Raw genomic sequence first — 17,156 nt, 5'->3', positions numbered from 1 at the left:
CCGCTATAACTGCATGTTGAGAGAAACCGACAACGCGTTTTCGGTGTATCTGGCGCCGGCCGTCAGACCCGAGACACCGCTCACGCGGCGCAGTTCGGCCGAGGCGGCGGTGTTGCGGCCGAGCTGGTGGCGCAGCGTCACGCGCGCCGCCCTGGAACGGGCCTTGAAACCGGTGGTGATCGATTCGTTGTCGGTAATGTCGGCCGCCAGGTTCAGGCTCGAGCGCGGCGACAGGCGATAGCTGGCGGTGGTGCTGAGGCCGACCTGGTTGACGTTGTCATTGATGGTGTCCACCGGGTTGCCCAGCAAAGCGCTGTCGACTCCGCGCACCGACAGCGCTTCGCGCCGCAGCTTGAACAAGGTGACCACGGCGGTGGTGCGCGCCGCGCGCAGCGACATGCTCGCGCGCAGCTGCTTTTGCAGCGAGTAGCGGTTGCTGAAGAAATTCACGTTGTTCAGGTAGCCGGGCGCAATCACTGGCGGCGGCGCGATCACCGGCGGGGCGTCGGGGGTGAACAGGCCGCCCAGGTCGGCCGCGGTGCTGCCGCCGGGTACGCCGCCGGGTACGCCGGGAAGCGGGATGACGGTGCCGGGGAACACGCTGCCGGCGCGCAGGAAGCTGGCGCGCGTGGTGATGACCGAGTCGTCATAGCTGATGTCCCACGAGGTGCGGCGGCTGCGGTGCAGCGCCCTGAACGAGCGGCTCGGGCCGTAATAGCGGTGGCCGGCGCTGGCTTCGACGCTGGTGCGCGCGCTTGGCGTCCAGCGCAAGCCGCCACTGCCCCCGCCCCCGCCATTGGCGCCGCCGACCGCTTCGTAATCGTAGTCGTCGTAAAAGCCGGCTGCGGTCACGGCCAGGGTCGGGCGCAGCTGGTAGCTCAGGTTCAGGCTGGCCATGCGGATGGTGCTGTCGTTGCGGACCCTGTCGTGAATTTTTTGTTCGGACGCGGCCAAGCTCCAGCCCAGGTCATCCCAGTGGCGGCCGCTGGCAAGGCGAGCCGAGAGCGTGTCGCCGGTGGTGCTGCCCAGGCCCGAATTGCCGGCATCGACCGAGTCGTGCAGGTAGCGCAGTTCGGAGCGGGCGATGCGTCCGAAGCGGTTCACGATGTAGGGGCTGACTTGCCAGGTGCGCACGTTGGCGCTGTTGGTGTTGGCGTACTCGTTGGACGACACTTGCGGGCCGAACGGGGAAATGCTTTGCAGGCGCATGCTGGCGCTGCCGTCGACAAATACCATGTCGTCGACCAGCTCGGCCTTGGCGGCCGCGTTCAGCTGGCTCGACGAACGGCGCGTGCCGTAGTCCGCGCCCGTGTGGGCGTACAGGTGCGCCTGGTACTGGCCGTTAAGCTTCAAGCGGCGGCCCTTGTGGCTGACCACCACGCCCGGCGAAATATCGGTCATGAACTGGCCGTGGGCGCGGTTCGACGGCTGCAGCGTGACGTTGTCGCTGTAGGTTTCGCGCACGTCCAGCGTGGGCACGATGTGCCAGTTGTTGTAGCTGGTCTTGGCGACGTCGAGCCCGGCAATGCCGCGCTGGATGCTGTCGAGATCGACCGCGCGCGCGGCGGGTGCGAAGCACATGGCCGAGAATGCCGATATAGCCGATATAGCCGACAGCGCCGACAGCGCCAGCGGACGTCCCCAGGCCAGTGCGACCGCGCGCGACAGCTTAGCCATAGTGGTAGTCATACGTTTCTTCCACGCCAGGAAATTCGCGCGTCTTGTTATAGATCAGATTGACGTTGGCCAAGCCGTCAAGCTGGCGCAGCGATTCCTTGACCGCGTGCTGGGTCGTGGTTTCGGCTTCGACCACGACCACGATCTGGCCCATGTGGCTGGCCAGCACGTGCGCTTCGCTCGTGAGCAGCAGCGGCGGCGAATCGAAAATGACGATCCGGTCCGGATAGCGGTTGGCGATTTCCGTCACAAAGGCGCTCATCGTCTGGCTGGCCAGCAGCTCGGTGGCGCGCGCATTGCTCGCGCCCGCCGGCAGGATGCTGAGCGTATCGACGTTGGTGCGCAGCATGACGTCGCCCATGTCAACTTTGTCGTCGAGCAAAATATCCATCAGACCGCGCTGGGCCGGCAGGCCGAGCACGCGCAACACGGAAGGGCGGGCCACGTCGGCGTCAACCAGCAGCACCGTGTGGTCCAGTTCCATGGCAATGCTCATGGCCAGGTTGATGGCGCAGTAGGTCTTGCCTTCGCCCGGCAGCGAGCTGGTAATCATGATCAGGTTGCCCGGCTTGTCGCCCGGCTGGCGCTCGGCAAAGGCTTTCTTGATCAGGGGACGCTTGATGATGCGAAAGTCTTCCAGCAGCGCCGTGCGCCCGCTGGCGGCGGTGACCATGCCGGAGTCGCGCATGTGCGCCAGATCGAGTTCGATCCGCTTGGCGCCCTGGCGCGGGGGCGCGGGCGCCTCGGCTGCGGGTGCGACGGGAACGGGCCCTGCTGGCGTTGCGGGAACGAACGCCGCTGGCGCTGCGGCCACCGCGGCGGCGCTCGCTGCTGCAACTGCCGTCTCGGGCGGCGCTGCCATCTCGCTGGCGGCCGCGCTGGCCAGGGCTGCGTGTTTCTGGTCCAGCGAACGCTGGGCTGCTTTTTCGATAATGCTCACAATATCCCCCGGTTACTTCGGTTAGACCAGAGGTCTGATGAGTATGGCCGCCATCACGGTGCCGTAGGCGCCGAACAGCCCGAACACCGCGGCCGCCAGGCCGTACAGGCGCTTTTTCTGGCGCGCTTTCTGGGCCGGCGTCCAGTTCATGCTGATCGAACCGAGAATCGGTACGCCCGTCACGTCGCGCAGCGCGGCCTGGCTGAGGAAGGTCGGACGGAATTGGCTCATCAGCAAGGCGACGCCCAGGCCGGCGCCCAGCGCCATCACAAACACGACCGAGAACAGGCGCGCGCGATTCGGGCCGACCGGCTTGGACGGCACGGTGGGCGGGTCGATCACGCGAAAGGTCAGCATGTCGGTGGCCGAACTCAGGTCGCCCGACAGCTTGGCCGATTCGCGCCGCTCCACCAGCTTCTGGTAATTTTCTTTGTTGACCGTATAGTCGCGGTTCAGTTGCGAGAGCTGGGCTTCGACTTCCGGCGCGGCCGTGCTCTGGGACTGCATGCGCGCCACGCGCGACTGGTATTCGGCGACGCGCGCGCGCAGCGAAGCCACGTGCGCTTCAGCTTCGGACAAGGAAATTTTCAAGGTTTGCAGCATCGGGCTGTAGCTCGCGCCCGGATCCGAACTTGGCACGCGGGTGCGCGCTTCTTCGCGCTTTTGCGCCTGCAACTGGGACAACAAGCGCTTGGCGCTGATGATGTCTGGGTGCGCTTCGGTGTATTGCATGTGCAGCGCGTCGAGGTTTTTGTTGACGGCCGCGATGCGTTCGTCGAGCTCGGGATTGGCCATCATGGCCGGCTTGCCCGGCGTGCCGCCGCCGCCGATCTGGCGTACGATCGCGTTGCGCGCCTGCTCGGCTTCGTTCATCTCAAGGCGTGCCTGGCTGAGCTGGTCGGTGGCGGCCACCACGCTGCTCGAATAATCGTTGCCGCCGCGCGGCAGCAAGCCCATGTTCTTGATCTTGAAATCCTTGAGCGCGTTTTCGGCCGCGCTCAGCTTTTCTTCATACGACTTGATTTGCTCGTCGATGAATTGCACGGCCTTTTCGGCATCCTGCTTCTTGCCGCCGAAACTGCCTTCGACGAAAATGGTCAAGAGCGAGCGCACCACTTCCTTGCCCAGCTTGGGGTTGGGGTTGTTGTAGGTGATGGTGTAGATGTCGTCGCGCTCGGTGCCGAGAATCTTGATGTTCTCGATCAGCTCGTCGATCTTCTTTTCTTTTTGCTTGGCGTTCTGGTTGGTCAGGTCCAGGTCGACCATGCCCATGACGCGCTCGACGTTGGGACGGCTGATCAGGGTGCGGCGCATGAACATGACCTGGGTGTCGAGGTTGGGCAGGGTGGTCATGCCGGCCAGCAGCGGCTTGAGCACGCTCTGGGTATCGACATACACGCGCGCCGACGCCTGGTAATCGTTGGGGAGCGAATACACAACGCCCCAGCCGACCAGGGCCACGACCCAGGAAATGGCAATCGCGTACCAACGGTACTTGCCAATCGCCTTTAAAAAAGTCAGTATTACGGCTGTCAGTTCTGCCATCTTGTCAATCTCGCCATCAAAGAATGCTGGAGCAGGCGCGTGCGCCCGGCTGGGTTGAAATACCGGCTATCATCGCCTGCACTGGGAAGCAATTGCAATTGCGCTGGAAAATTTCGGTAGAGCTTGCCTGCGATAACTTGCGCCATCCCATCTTGCTGCTAGGTTGCCGCGTGCTAAGTATTCAGGCGTTTCGCGCGTTGTTTAAATAGCAGCTTAAGTGTCGCATGATACAACAAGACGATGCTTTCGATTAATCCTAACGAATCTTCCCCAGCCTGCGGTCCAGCCCGAAAAACCACCTGGCAGCGACTCCGGCGAAGCCAAAATGCCAACATTGTATTGTCGTGCAACCAAAAGCGCCATATATAATGCAGAATCGACCAGAGACAAGCTCAGCTGGCGATCAATCAACTAGCGGTAAATGCTTCCGCCCCCAGCCCACTCAGGAGAATACGCCAATGCCACTTCGACTGCTGAGTTTGTGGTTGTTCTGTTGTGTTCCATGTTGTGTTCTTACATCCGCCGTCGCGGCCGATTTTCCGCACACCATTGCCAGCGTTAAAAAATCCCTGGTCGCGGTCGGCACTTCGCAGAAAACCCGCTCGCCCGCGGTGCGTTTTAACGGTACCGGCTTTGTCGTCGGCGACGGCTTGTCCGTCGTCACCAATGCGCACGTGCTCCCCGCCGCGCTGGACGGCGAAGCCTTCGAGACCTTGGGCATTGTCATTGCCCACGGCGAAGAATTTGAATTTCGCCAGGCGACGGTGGCGGCGGTTGACCGCGAACACGACCTGGCGCTGCTGGTGTTCGCGGGCGCGCCGCTGCCGGCGCTGCAGCTGGGCGAACCGGCCCAGATGGCCGAAGGCAGGGAGCTGGCGTTCACGGGCTTTCCGCTGGGCATGGTGCTGGGACTGCATCCGGTGACGCACCGCGCGCTGCTGTCGGCCATTACGCCGGTGGTCATGCCTTCGCTCACCTCAGGCAAGCTGGGCGCCGGCGCCATCGTCCAGCTCCAGCGCGCCCGCTTTCCCGTCTACCAGCTCGACGCCACGGCCTACCCCGGCAACAGCGGCTCGCCCCTGTACGACCCGGAGACGGGCATCGTGTATGGCGTCATCAATATGGTGTTCGTCAAGGGCTTAAAGGAGAGCGCCATTACCAGTCCGAGCGGCATCACTTACGCCGTGCCGGCGATGCATGCGCGTGAATTGATGCAACCCAAATCGGCGGCCGGGAAATAATTCTGCCGTGCGGTGAGGCGAAGAGCGCAGTGTTTGGTTTACAATAGCGCAGGATTTGCTATTGAAAAAACAATTGAATAATGGAAACTATTTCGTTCGGATGTAGTTTCAATGTACACAACACTCCGGCAGGGCTTAGCGCCGCTGTCGCAACGAGGACTGCCATGCATAACACGACCAACAACAAGATCAATGTGACTGCGTTTACTAGTTTTAATCCCACCATCAAACGCCTGGCCTGCATGGCGCTCGCCCTGTCGGCCCTGGTGCTGAGCGGCTGCGCGTCGCGCGCACCCATGGTCAATGCCGCCGACAACTCGACCGCGCCCCAGCACGATTACCTGATCGGCCCCGGCGACAGCATCAGCATCAATGTCTGGCGCAATCCCGAAGTGTCGATGGCGGTGCCGGTGCGCCCCGACGGCAAGATCACCACGCCGCTGGTCGAGGACTTGCAGGCGTCCGGCAAGACCGCCACTGAGCTGGCGCGCGACATTGAAAAGGCGCTCGGCAAGTACATCCAGCAACCGGTGGTGACGGTGATCGTGACCGGCTTTACCGGCACCTACGGCGAGCAGATCCGCGTGATCGGCCAGGCCGCCCGTCCGCAGGCGCTCGCCTACCGGCGCGACATGTCGCTGATGGATGTGCTGATCGCCGTTGGCGGCGTGACGGAGTTTGCCTCGGGCAACAAGGCGAGTGTCATCCGCAAGGTCGATGGCAAGCTGCAGAAAATGCCGGTGCGCTTGAACGACCTGATCAAGGAAGGCGATATCTCGGCGAACATGTCGATGCGCCCCGGTGATGTGCTTGTCATTCCAGAAAGTTTCTTTTAAGATTACACTCTCGCTGTCGGGCAACTTTACACTTGTCCGCGCCGGCGCCTTGGGTCAGTCTGCACAAGCTGGCCATCCTTTGCCGTAACTTGTTGATTTTAATCAGCTACTGCATGCGCCAGTGTTGTCATGGAATGAAGCTTGCTTACTTCCAGGAAAAATATTGCACCTGCCGTCAGGCAGTGTCTCGCTTTCATGCTTGCCGCGACGGCTTGCGCACTTGAGGAAATGCACCATGGTCAAACGCGATTCACCAGACGACAATGCGGGCGCGAACGCACAAGCCGACATTGCCGCGTTGACGCCGCAAGGCGCGGCGCGTCGCCGCGTGGCGGGATTGGGTGTATCGGGTGTCTTGATGACCGTCGCCAGCAGCGGCGCGATGGCCCAGGTGGTGTGCAAGTCGCCGTCGGGCGCGCTGTCGGGCAACTTGAACAGCCATGCGCCGGAATTGACCTGCGCCGGCGCCAAGCCCGATTGGTGGGCCAAGCATTTGCCGTCCAACGTCAAGGCCAATACCAAGTTCTACAAACTGTTTCCGACCAACGACAAGGTCGGCAACATGAATCTGTCCACCGTGCTGGCCGAGCGGGCCCATAACGGCACTGCCAGCGTACCGGCGCTGATCCTGGCGACCTGGTTCAACGTCACGGTGTCGCCGCCGAAGGTGACGGTCATGACGGCGCAAGCGGTCAAGGACATGTGGGCCAACTACGATCGCAACAATCCGTTTTATCGTCCGGGCAATGGCAGCCAGGTCTGGACCAGCGAACAGCTGGCCGACTACCTGCGTTCGACCCAATACTGATGACGCCGGCGGCGCGCGCCCGGTAGGGGCCGTCCATGCGCATGTGGCAACTCAGGCCCGGCCAAACCCTGCGCGCGCGCCGGTTTGGCGATGAAACCGTCCTTTTCAATGACCTCTCGGGCGACACCCACCTGCTGGGCGACAGCGCCATGCACCTGCTCGGATTGCTTCAGACGGCGCCCCGGTCGCAACAGCAAGAGCAATTGCTCGACGCGCTGTGCGACGTACTCGGGTGCGCGCGCGGCCCCGCCGTCGACGCCGATGCCGGCGCCGTGCTCGCACAGCTGGCGGCGCTGTCGCTCATTGAGCGCGCCTGATGGCCACCGTTTCGTCGCTGAGCGCCGCCGAACTGCGCGGCCGCCTCGCCGGCCCCGGCATCTACCTGCGGACGGGCAGCTTTGTCACGCTGCTGCGTTCGTCCGTGGCGCACGTGGCTGACGGCATCGGTCTCTTGTACGCCGACTATCCGCTGCAGGACGCGCCCGGCTTTGCCGATTTTCATGTCAACCTGGACCAGGCGGGCGGCCTGCGGCGCTGGTTCAGGCGCCAGGTTGTTTTCAAGAATGACGGCCACGCCCCGTTCAAGCCGCTGCCGCTGGACCAGGCCTTTCCCATGTTCGAATGGTCGATGAACTGGTGCGTGTCGAGCCGCGCGCACGACTGCCTGATCATCCACGCCGCCGTCATCGAACGCGACGGCGTGGCCGCGCTCTTGCCGGCCCCGCCCGGTTCGGGCAAGAGCACGCTGTGCGCGGCGCTGGTGCTGCGCGGCGGCTGGCGCTTGCTGTCCGATGAATTGACGCTGGTGCGCCTGAGCGATGGCTTGATCGAACCGCTGCCGCGCCCGGTCAGCCTGAAGAACGCGTCGATCGAGGTGATCCGCGCCTGGGCGCCAGAAGCTGTGTTCAGCCGCGCCGTGCACGACACCAACAAGGGCACCGTGGCCCACGTCAAGGCGCCGTCGGCCAGCGTGGCGCGCGCGCACGAGGCCGCCCGCGCCGGCCTGATCGTGTTTCCGCAGTATGTGGCCGGCTCGAGCGCCGTGCTCGAACCCATGGCCCGGGGGCGCGCTTTCATGCAGGTGGCCGACAACGCCTTTAACTACAGCACGCTGGGCGGCGCGGGTTTTGATGCGCTGGGCGAGCTGGTCGCCGGCAGCGCCAGCTACCGCTTCCGCTACGCCAGCCTGGACGAGGCCATCGACACCTTTGCGCGCCTGGCCGCGCTCGCTGCATGAGCGCGGTGATGGCCCCGCCGCTGCTGGTGACGGTGCTGCGCGCGCCAGGCAGCATGGCGCACCTGGCGCTGCCCGAGTGGGACTTGCTGCTGCGCCAGGCGCTGGCGGCCAACCTGACGGCCACGCTGTACTGCCTGGCGCTGGAGCATGGGTTGCTGGACGCCATCGCGCCCGCACCGCGCCGCCACCTGGCCTGGGCCGGTACGCTGGTCAAGCGGCACGGGGAGGGCGTGCGCTGGGAAGTGGACCGGATCGGCGCGGCGCTGGCCGCCATCGAGGTGCCGCTGTTGCTGCTCAAGGGGGCCGCTTATGTGATGGCGGACTTGCCGCCGGCGCAGGGGCGGCTGTTTTCGGACGTCGACATCCTGGTCCCAAGGGAAGACATCGACCTGGTGGAATCGACGCTGATGCTGGCCGGCTGGTTTTCGCAGCACCAGGATGCCTACGACCAGCGCTACTACCGGCTCTGGATGCATGAAATTCCGCCCATGCGGCACATGCAGCGCGCCAGCATGATCGACGTGCACCACGCGATTTTGCCGCTGACGGCGCGCGCGCGGCCGGACCCGGCCAAATTGCGCGCCGCCGCCGTTACGCTGGCAGGGCAGGGTGCAGTGAAGGTGCTGGCGCCGGTCGACATGGTGCTGCACAGCGCCACGCACTTGTTTTATGACGGGGAATTCGACAAGGGCTTGCGCGACCTGCTCGACCTGCACCGGCTGCTGCTGCACTTCGGGGCCGCGCCGGGTTTCTGGGAACTTCTGGCGGCGCGCGCGCACGAACTGCAATTGGGCCGGCCACTGTTTTATGCGCTGCGCTACTGCGCGCGCGTGCTGGAAACGCCGGTGCCGGCGGCCGTGGGCGCCGCGCTGGGGCCGGCCGCGCCGAATGCAGCCTTGCTGGCGCTGATGGACGCGCTGTTTTTGCGCGCCTTGATGCCGGCGCACCCGAGCTGCAGCGGCCCGCTCTCCGGTCTGGCACGCCGGCTGCTGTACGTACGCGGCAATTGGCTGCGCATGCCGCCGCTGCTGCTGGCGCGCCATTTGTTTCACAAGGCATTCATTTCGCCCAAGGACGGTTCCGGCTGAGACCCGTACCGTTGGCGAGGCCGTTAAAAAAAAGGTTGGCTACCGTGTCGGGAATGGCCGCAGGCGCCTGGGCGGCCCCCTTCTCCGATAGGAGTCGTCGACGGCGCTTGCCTCAGAACCGTACCGTTGGCGAGGCCGTTACAAAAGGGTTGGCTACCGTGTAGGTCGGAAAAGGCCGCAGGCCGCATTCCGACAGGAGCCGCCGACGGCGCTTGTCGGAATGCGGCCTTTGGCCTTTTCCGACCTACGGGACACTACGGGACACTACGGGACACAGTGTGCGCTGTTACGCCAAGCTTTACAGCTGCTTGAGCAGTGCGCGCGCTTCGTCCATCTGGGCGAACGGCTTGCCGTCGGCCAGTGCCTTGTCCAGTTCCTTGCGCGCGCGCGCCTTGTCGCCCGACTTGTTCAAGGCCCCCGCCAGGTGGTAACGGATGTCATTGGCCTGCGGCGCCTTGGCGGCCGCTTTTTCCAGCAGCGGCAAGCCGCGCTTGACGTCGCCCTGTTCCACCAGCATCCAGCCCAGCGTATCCATCAAGGCGGCATTGTCGGGCGCGATTTTATTGGCCTGTTCGGCGGTCGGCAGTGCGCGCGGATCTTTTTCCTGCTGGTAGGCCCAGGCCAGGTTGTTGAGCACCAGCGGGTTATCCGGGCTGCGCTTCAAGATGGCCTCGAAATTGGCGATCGCCGCCTTGTACTGCTTGGCCGCAAGCTGGGTTTCGGCCGCGTACAGCATCACGGCCGGCTCGCCCGGCTTGTCCTTCAGGTACTGGGTCAGCTGGACGTCCGCTTCCTTGGCCTTGCCGTTCTGGCGCAAGGCCTGGTTCACCTTGAGCATCAGCTGCGCCGACTTGGCCAGGCCGTAGGCTTGCTGGTAAGACTTGAGCGCCAGCTCCGGCTTTTTTTGCGCCTGCAGCAAGTCGCCTTCGACCGCGTAATATACGGCGCTGGACGGCTCTTCCTTCTGCAGGCGGTGCACCACGGCCAGCGCTTCGTCCGGCTTGCCGCGGCGCAGTTCCAGGTCGACCAGCGCCAGCTTGGCCTGGACGTTAGCCGGTTCGAGGGCGATGGCGCGCTTGATGTCGTCGGCGGCCAGCGCTTCATTTTTAAGCAGCATGTGCACCGACGCCAGGCGCAGCTGGGGCTTGGCCGACTTCGGCAGCAGCGCGGCCAGCTTGCTGTAGGTTTCGAGGGCGCCGGCGGCGTCATTGTTGGCCACCTGCGCCTGGCCGAGCATGTCGGCCAATTCCGGATTGGTCGGGTTGGCGACCTGCAGCTTGCGCACCAGCGTGAGCGCCTTGGCCTTGTCGCCGCTTTTCATGTAGTAGGCCGCCAGGCGCATGCCAGGCTCGGGCGTGTCCGGGTTTTCGGCGGCGGCGCGCTCGAGCCAGACCAGCGCTTGCGGCATGTTGCCTTGCGAGCCGGAAAGTTCGGCCAGCGCCGTCATGGCGGCGATATTCTTTTTGTCGAGCGCGACAAACGCTTCCAGGCGCTTGCGCGCGTCTTCAGGCTTTTTATCGGCCAAGTCCATCTGGGCCAGGTTGGAGACGGGCGCAAAGTAGCTCGGCTGCAGCTGGGCGGCGCGGGCAAAGGCGGTGCGCGCGGCCGGCATGTCGCTACGCGACAGGTGCACGCCGCCTTTCATGTTTTGGACCAGCGCGTTGTCGGGCTGTTCCTTTTCCAGCGCCAGCACGGCGGCCAGGGCCTTGTCGTACTGCTTCATGCCAAGCGCGGTGCGCACCAGCGTGATGCCGGCCGCCTGCGATTTAGGGTCGAGCGTGGTGGCCAGTTCCATCTCGGTGACGGCTTGCTCTTTCTGGCCCTGGGCCAACTTGCTCATGCCGAGCGAGGTGCGCAACGCCGCCGCCTTGGGCGCGAGCACGGCGGCGCGGGTGAAGTATTCCTCGGCCTTGCCGAACTCGCGCGCCTGCATGAACGATTCGCCGGCCAGCGCCAGCAGTTGCGGGTCTTCGGACGGCAGCTTGAGTGCCGGCGCCAGCGTGGCGGCGGCCTCGTCCGGGTGGGCCGCGCGCAGCTGGGTGGTGGCCAGCAGCTTGCGTGCGTACAAGGTGTCGGGGAATTTCTCGAGGTATTTCTTGAGGTGCTGTTCGGCCTGCTCAAGCTGCCCCAAGTTCAGTTCGATGGCGCCCGACAGCAGCACGCTGGGCATGTGTTCCGGCACGCTGCGCAGCACCTTTTGCACCGCTTCCAGCGCGACTTCGTTTTTGCCCTGCGTAAAGTCGAGCAAGGCTTGGGTGTAGGTGACGATCAAGCTGTTCGGGGTGGTCTTTTTGGCCGCGTCGATGTCGGCCTTGGCCAGGTCGAACTTGCCCATGCCAATTTCGAGGTACGCCTTTTCAAGGTGGGCGCTGCGGTGCGCCGGGCGCAGCGCGAGCACCTGGTCGTAGGCGGCGAGCGCGTCGGCCTGCTTGCCCTGGCGCGTGGCCAGCATGGCTTTGAACATCCACACGTCCGGGTTCTTGCCGTCCTTGGCCAGCGCCTGGGCGGCGTAGCGCTCGCCCGCCTCGGTATCTTTGATGGTGAACGCATGCGAGGCCAGGCCCAGCAGCGCGGCGCTGTCGTCCGGCTTGGCCTTGAGGACGGCCTCGAACGCTTCCTTGGCCTTGTCGGGCTGGTTCAGGGCCAGAAAAGCGTTGCCGCGCTGGACCAGCAACGGCGCGCCGGCGCTGGCGGCGGCGGCATCGGTTTCGGTGACCAGCTTCTGAAATTCGCCCTGCCCCAGCAGCGCCGTGGCCAGGCCCGGCAGCACTTGCGCCGCGGGCGCGCCCAGGCTGGCCGCCTTGCGCAATTCTTTTTCGGCCGAGGCGCTGTCGCCCATCTCGTTGTAGAGCGCGCCCAGCGACAGGCGGATCGTCGCATCTTCGGGGTTCTTGGCCGCCGCATTTTTCCACTGGATCAGCGCGGCCTTGTTATCGCCTTTTTGCTGGTAGCTCTTCGCTTCGCCAACCAGGGTGGCGGCCGAATCGGCACGGTGGCAGCCCCCCAGCGTGGCGAGCAGCACGGCGCTCGAGACCAGGGCAGCGGTGAGGGTCAGCTTGTGTGCGTTACGCGGCATGTTGCATCCTTGAATATGTAGCGGGAATCGGTCGAGCCAGCATAGTGACATGGGAGCTGGTTAAAAGGCAACAGCATACGCAGGCGTGCGCGTATGCACGCTGGGTTGGCGCTGGGTTGGCGCTGGGTTGGCGCTGGGCTAAGCCGCTAATCTGCTAATTCGCTACTCCGGCTTGCGCAGGCGGCCGAGCAAGGCTTCGACGCTTTCGCTGACCGGTAGCCCGTGGCGGCGCAGCAATTGCAGGTGCAGCACCAGGTTTTCGAGCACCAGCTTGGCCGACACCGCCAGCAGCGTGAGCAGGCGGTCTTCGGTGCTGAAGTTTTCCATGGCGCCGGCCATGTCGCACAGATGCGCAGCCACCAGCTGGCGCAATTCCTGTTCGCCGAAGGGCAGGTCGGCGAAATCGATGGGGTCTTCCGTTTCCACTTCCAGCATCAGGGCGGCGAGTTCTTCAGGTTTGATGGGCATGGCGCTCTCCGGTTTGCAAGGAACATCCGCGTTGGAATCTTGTTATGCCCCATTCTAGGGCAATCGGCGACAGGCTCGCCGATCCGCGCTAGAATCGGGCCATGGCGGGATTGATTTTTACGCAACAGTTAGCCCGCTTTACCGCCGTGCCGCAGGTTGACACTGTGGGGCCGACGCTGCGCGCGGGCCTGGAGAGCGCGTTTGCCGCCAATCCGTTGTTGCGCGGCTATGTGCTCGACGAACAGGGCCACTTGCGCGAAAACGTTGTTGTTTTCATCGATGGGCGTCGCTGCGCCGAACGGGTATTGCTGGCCGATGCGCTGGCCCCTGATTCCACCGTGTATATATTGCAGGCACTTTCCGGAGGCTGACATGGAGGCTGACATGAGCGATCGGGCATTCCTTTCGACCCGCAAGGGCTTGTTCGAACTGGTGCGCGGCAGCGCCGGCTAAGCTGTGGAAGCGCGCCATTTTCTGGGCGAACCGGTCGCGGTCGCGCTGTCCGACGGGCGCGACGGCGCGCTGTACGCGGCGCTCAACCTGGGTCATTTCGGGGTCAAGCTGCATCGCCGCGACGTGGGCGGCGCGTCCGGCAGCAACGCCGGCTGGACCGAGATTGCCACCCCCGCCTATCCTGTCAAACCGGACGACAGCGCCGACCCGCTCGAGTGGAAAAACAAGCAGATCTGGGCGCTGGCAGCGGGCGGGGCCGATCAGCCGGGCGTGCGGTGGGCAGGCACGCTGCCCGGTGGCCTGTTCAGGTCGAGCGACCGCGGCGACTCGTGGGAACTGGTGCGCGCACTGTGGGACGTGCCGCAGCGGGGCGAATGGTTCGGCGGCGGCTACCACGTGCCGGGCATTCACAGCATCAGCGTTGACCCGCGCAACAGCGCGCGCGTGCTGGTGGTTGTGTCGTGCGGGGGCGTGTGGCGCACCGAGGATGGCGGCGCGAGCTGGGTCGTGTCGTCCACCGGCATGCGGGCCGACTACATGCCGCCCGAGCTCAACGAGAACGAAGCGGTGCAGGATCCGCACCGCGTGGTGCGCTCGGCGGGCAGTCCCGACGTCTTGTGGTGCCAGCACCATACCGGCATCTGGCGCTCAAGCGACGGCGGTCGGCGCTGGGAAGAAACCACCGGCGTGCCGGTCTCCAACTTCGGCTTTGCCGTGGGCGGCCCATCCGCACGACGGCAACACGGCCTGGTTCGCGCCGGCCGAAGCGGACCAGCGCCGCATTCCCGTCGACTGCGCGCTGGCGGTGACGCGCACGCGCGACGGCGGGCGCAGCTTCGAGGTCTCGCGCGCCGGCTTGCCGCAGCAGCAATGCTACGACCTGGTGTACCGCCACGGCCTGGCCGTGTCCGGCGACGGCAACAGCTTGCTGATGGCCTCGACCACGGGTGGTGTGTGGGTGTCAAGCGACGCGGGCGAGAGCTGGCAGACGGTGTCGAGCATGATGCCGCCGGTGTATGCGGTCTGCTTCGCGGCGTCGAACTGAACGACACTGTGGTGGCGGCGCTACATGCGTCATTCTGGGGATTTTTCGCGGGCACGGGCGTTTTTGGCGCTTTGAAACCGGTTTGGGGTCATTTTTGCACCACAGCCGGGATTGCATGACGCTCATGGAAAACGGCGATGCCATTTGTTGGTGCGTGGCAACTTATTATGTGTTTGCCGTATATCCGATATTGAAACAATCAATGAAACATTAATGCTGCGGTGCGGTATCTTTTAAATCGTCTGCTGACCCCAGCGACGATTCTGGAGCATGTGCTCTTCGAATCTTATCCAGATTCCCAGGAGGTTTTATGTTGTCTACCAAGCCACGCGCCGCCCTCGCCACCGTCGTCGCCGTTTTCGCCGTCCTGTCCCTAAGCGCCACCGTGCCCGCCATGGCAGCGGGCAGCAGCGCGCCACGCATCAATCAAGCCGACTGCGAAGCGCCGTACTTTCCTGCTCGCTGGCACGATGACGCCGATGGCGCCAGCGTCGTGGTCGGCTACCTGATCGGCGCCGACGGCAAGGTCATCGACTCGAAAATCGTCCAGTCCAGCGGCGTGGCCCATATCGACCGCGCATCCGAACGCGCCGGCGCACGCTGCACCTTCGTGCCGGCCCAGGGCCGCACCGTTGAAGCGGCATGGACCAAAGTAAAATATGCATGGGTTGTCAACTGAGTGTCGCCGCTGTAACACCGGTCGGCTAGTCCCTGGCGGACCTTGACTGACCGGTGAGGGTGGGGCGTTGCTATAATTGCAGGCTATGTCCACATTGCCCATGCAAGCGACGCCATGAACTTGAAGAGCCTTGCCCGAAATCTCGGTATATCAAAGACCACCGTCAGCCGCGCTTTGAATGGCTATCCTGAAGTGAATGTGCTCACGCGCGAGCGTGTCATGGCCGCCGCCAAAGAGGCCGGTTACGAACCCAATCCCATGGCGCGCAGCCTGGCCGTGGGCCGCACCAATGTGTTCGGCATCATCTATCCGCTGCTGCCCAGCGACCTGGGCGATCCGATGTTCCTGGACGTGGTCGGCGGCATGTCGGCCGCGCTTGAAAAGTGCAAGATGAACCTGATCATTGCGCCCGTCTCCCAGCAAAATGAGTTGCCGTCTTACGAACAAATGGTGCGCGGGCGCCGCGTGGACGGCCTGGTGGTGAGCCGCACACTCGTCAACGATGAGCGCATTGCTTACCTGCTCAAGAAGAACTTTCCCTTTGTCGCCCACGGCCGCACCGAGGTCGACCAGCCCTACGCCTGGTTCGACTTCGACAACCAAGCGGGCATCACACTGGCTTGCCGCCACCTGCTGGCGCTGGGCCACCAGCGCATCGCCATGGTCAGCGCGCCGCTGGCCTTCAATTTCGCGCGCCAGCGGCGTGACGGTTTTCTGGACTGCATGCGCGCCGCCGGCCTGGCGGTCGATCCGGTCCACCTGGCCGACAACACGCTCGACCGCCGCTCCGGCTACCAGGCCATGCAGCAATTGTTGGCCAGCTCGCCCCGTCCCAGTGCCGTGATCGTCGACAACCATTTGTCCGGCGTGGGCGCGGTGCGCGCGCTGCTTGACGCCGGCATTGCCATCGGCGAGGAAATATCCGTCATCGTCTGGGGCAGCGTCGAAGATTCGCTGGTGGGCTCGAACGTCACCACCATCGACCAGCCCGACAGCGACAAGGCCGGCGCCCTAATGGTCGAGATGTTGCGCGCGGTGGTGGGCGGTGCCGATCCGGCCAGCCTGCACGTGCTGTGGCAACCGACGCTGCTGGCCGGGCAGACTGTGGGACCCTGCCCGCAGCGATTTTGTTGACCTCGCTGCTAACACTACTGCTGCCGCTGTTCTTGCTGACCGCGCTGGGCTGCGCGCTGGCCCGGACGCGCTTGCTGGCGCCCTCCTGGCAGGCGGACTTGACCGAGCTGACCGCCAAGGTGTTCATTCCCGCCTTGTTGTTCAGCGGCGCCAGCAAGAACGGCATTCCCGCCTCCATGTCGTGGCAAACCCTGGCCGCTTTTTTCATTCCCTTGCTGCTGCTGTTTTTGGCGGCCGCCTTCGGCCTGCGGCGCCAGCGCGCCGGCGCCGCGCGCGCGCTGGCGGCCACCTATTCAAATACCGTGTTTGTCGGCATTCCCGTGCTGGCCCGATCGTTCGGTCCCGACAGCCTGCAGTACGCCTTTCCCGTGATCGCTTTTCACAGCCTGGTCGCGTTTACCTTGTATTACCTGGCCGCTTCCCACGCGAGCGGCGCCGCCAAACTGTCCGCATCGCTATGGAACGTGGTCAGCAATCCGATTGTCGTGAGCCTGATGCTGGGACTGGCCTGCAATGGCGCCGGACTGGCGCCGGCCGCGCCGCTGGCGGCGGTCCTGGCGCTGCTGGCCGGCGCCGCGCTGCCGTGCGCCTTGCTGGCGCTGGGCGCCTCGCTGGCGACGTTTCGCGTCGATCACTGGCTGGAGACGGGCGCGACCGTGGCCGCCAAGCTGCTCCTGCTGCCGGCCTGCGTGCTGGGCATGGCGCTGCTGGCGTTTGGTCTGCCGCCGGCGGCGACCTCGGTGCTGGTCGTGATCGCCGCCTGCCCGGTGGGCGTGAACGCCGCCGCGCTGGTGCAGGCCGACGGCGAGGACGCGGGCGTGGTCAGCTCGGCCATTTTGCTCTCGAGCGTACTGTGCATGGCCACCCTGCCATTTTGGATCTGGATCGTAAGCGCCTTGTAGAAGGTAATTACCATCGATTACAATCAG

The 17,156-nt window shown here is 64.5% G+C and carries 15 protein-coding genes and 1 pseudogene; 11 read left to right on the top strand and 5 right to left on the bottom strand.

Going from position 1 to position 17,156, the window contains the following annotated elements; translation table 11 throughout:
* Nucleotides 1-3 precede the first annotated feature (3 nt).
* The 3 genes from ACP7D4_RS02440 to ACP7D4_RS02430 are packed head-to-tail and all read right to left on the bottom strand — an operon-like array spanning nt 4 to nt 4,162.
* Nucleotides 4-1,689 carry a TIGR03016 family PEP-CTERM system-associated outer membrane protein gene (locus ACP7D4_RS02440; RefSeq protein ID WP_426207667.1) on the bottom strand — a complete coding sequence of 562 codons (1,686 nt, stop codon included), beginning with the start codon at nt 1,687-1,689 and terminating at the stop codon, nt 4-6.
* Nucleotides 1,670-2,617, bottom strand: coding sequence for an XrtA-associated tyrosine autokinase (locus tag ACP7D4_RS02435; RefSeq protein ID WP_426101818.1), 948 nt, complete (start codon nt 2,615-2,617; stop codon nt 1,670-1,672). The genes ACP7D4_RS02440 and ACP7D4_RS02435 overlap by 20 nt, the downstream gene beginning before the upstream one ends.
* A 21-nt stretch (nt 2,618-2,638) precedes the next feature.
* Complete coding sequence (locus ACP7D4_RS02430; RefSeq protein WP_426207666.1) at nt 2,639-4,162, bottom strand: XrtA system polysaccharide chain length determinant; 1,524 nt, start codon at nt 4,160-4,162, stop codon at nt 2,639-2,641.
* A 611-nt stretch (nt 4,163-4,773) separates the two neighbouring features.
* On the opposite strand from ACP7D4_RS02430, the gene ACP7D4_RS02425 reads away from it, so the two are divergent.
* The 6 genes from ACP7D4_RS02425 (at nt 4,774) to ACP7D4_RS02400 (ending at nt 9,372) form a co-directional block, all read left to right on the top strand.
* Nucleotides 4,774-5,403, top strand: a complete 630-nt coding sequence (locus ACP7D4_RS02425) for a S1 family peptidase (RefSeq protein ID WP_426101814.1) — start codon at nt 4,774-4,776, stop codon at nt 5,401-5,403.
* A gap of 242 nt (nt 5,404-5,645) precedes the next feature.
* Nucleotides 5,646-6,239 carry an XrtA/PEP-CTERM system exopolysaccharide export protein gene (locus ACP7D4_RS02420; protein WP_426101899.1) on the top strand — a complete coding sequence of 198 codons (594 nt, stop codon included), beginning with the start codon at nt 5,646-5,648 and terminating at the stop codon, nt 6,237-6,239.
* Nucleotides 6,240-6,474: 235 nt separating this feature from the next.
* On the top strand, nt 6,475-7,047 hold the full coding sequence (locus tag ACP7D4_RS02415; RefSeq protein ID WP_426101812.1) for a hypothetical protein: 573 nt from the start codon (nt 6,475-6,477) through the stop codon (nt 7,045-7,047).
* Nucleotides 7,048-7,082: 35 nt separating this feature from the next.
* Nucleotides 7,083-7,364, top strand: a complete 282-nt coding sequence (locus ACP7D4_RS02410; RefSeq protein ID WP_426101810.1) for an HPr-rel-A system PqqD family peptide chaperone — start codon at nt 7,083-7,085, stop codon at nt 7,362-7,364.
* The gene (locus tag ACP7D4_RS02405; RefSeq protein WP_426207665.1) at nt 7,364-8,284 is read left to right on the top strand and encodes an HprK-related kinase A; all 921 of its coding nucleotides are present in this window, start codon (nt 7,364-7,366) and stop codon (nt 8,282-8,284) included. The genes ACP7D4_RS02410 and ACP7D4_RS02405 overlap by 1 nt, the downstream gene beginning before the upstream one ends.
* Nucleotides 8,281-9,372 carry a nucleotidyltransferase domain-containing protein gene (locus ACP7D4_RS02400; RefSeq protein ID WP_426207664.1) on the top strand — a complete coding sequence of 364 codons (1,092 nt, stop codon included), beginning with the start codon at nt 8,281-8,283 and terminating at the stop codon, nt 9,370-9,372. Before ACP7D4_RS02405 ends, ACP7D4_RS02400 begins: the two co-directional genes overlap by 4 nt.
* A gap of 298 nt (nt 9,373-9,670) precedes the next feature.
* Here ACP7D4_RS02400 and prsT read toward each other — a convergent pair whose 3' ends face one another.
* Nucleotides 9,671-12,448 carry an XrtA/PEP-CTERM system TPR-repeat protein PrsT gene (prsT, locus tag ACP7D4_RS02395; RefSeq protein ID WP_426207663.1) on the bottom strand — a complete coding sequence of 926 codons (2,778 nt, stop codon included), beginning with the start codon at nt 12,446-12,448 and terminating at the stop codon, nt 9,671-9,673.
* A 162-nt stretch (nt 12,449-12,610) separates the two neighbouring features.
* Nucleotides 12,611-12,916: a hypothetical protein gene (locus tag ACP7D4_RS02390; protein WP_426101802.1), complete on the bottom strand. Its 306-nt coding sequence runs from the start codon at nt 12,914-12,916 to the stop codon at nt 12,611-12,613.
* 101 nt (nt 12,917-13,017) lie between these two features.
* Here ACP7D4_RS02390 and ACP7D4_RS02385 point away from each other — a divergent pair, with 101 nt between their 5' ends.
* The 5 genes and pseudogenes from ACP7D4_RS02385 (at nt 13,018) to ACP7D4_RS02365 (ending at nt 17,129) form a co-directional block, all read left to right on the top strand.
* Entirely contained in the window at nt 13,018-13,287 is a 270-nt protein-coding gene (locus tag ACP7D4_RS02385; RefSeq protein ID WP_426207662.1) for a MoaD/ThiS family protein, read from the top strand.
* Nucleotides 13,288-13,300: 13 nt separating this feature from the next.
* A pseudogene (locus ACP7D4_RS02380) lies at nt 13,301-14,414 on the top strand (WD40/YVTN/BNR-like repeat-containing protein).
* Nucleotides 14,415-14,724: 310 nt separating this feature from the next.
* Complete coding sequence (locus ACP7D4_RS02375) at nt 14,725-15,093, top strand: TonB family protein (protein WP_426101798.1); 369 nt, start codon at nt 14,725-14,727, stop codon at nt 15,091-15,093.
* A 114-nt stretch (nt 15,094-15,207) separates the two neighbouring features.
* Nucleotides 15,208-16,227: a substrate-binding domain-containing protein gene (locus ACP7D4_RS02370; RefSeq protein WP_426207661.1), complete on the top strand. Its 1,020-nt coding sequence runs from the start codon at nt 15,208-15,210 to the stop codon at nt 16,225-16,227.
* Nucleotides 16,224-17,129 carry an AEC family transporter gene (locus ACP7D4_RS02365; RefSeq protein ID WP_426101794.1) on the top strand — a complete coding sequence of 302 codons (906 nt, stop codon included), beginning with the start codon at nt 16,224-16,226 and terminating at the stop codon, nt 17,127-17,129. Before ACP7D4_RS02370 ends, ACP7D4_RS02365 begins: the two co-directional genes overlap by 4 nt.
* Nucleotides 17,130-17,156: the final 27 nt, after the last annotated feature.

Origin of the sequence: Massilia sp. TWP1-3-3 (genome assembly GCF_049897805.1) — a bacterium.
Taxonomy (GTDB): domain Bacteria; phylum Pseudomonadota; class Gammaproteobacteria; order Burkholderiales; family Burkholderiaceae_D; genus Telluria_A.
This window is presented reverse-complemented; position numbering and strand designations above follow the sequence as displayed.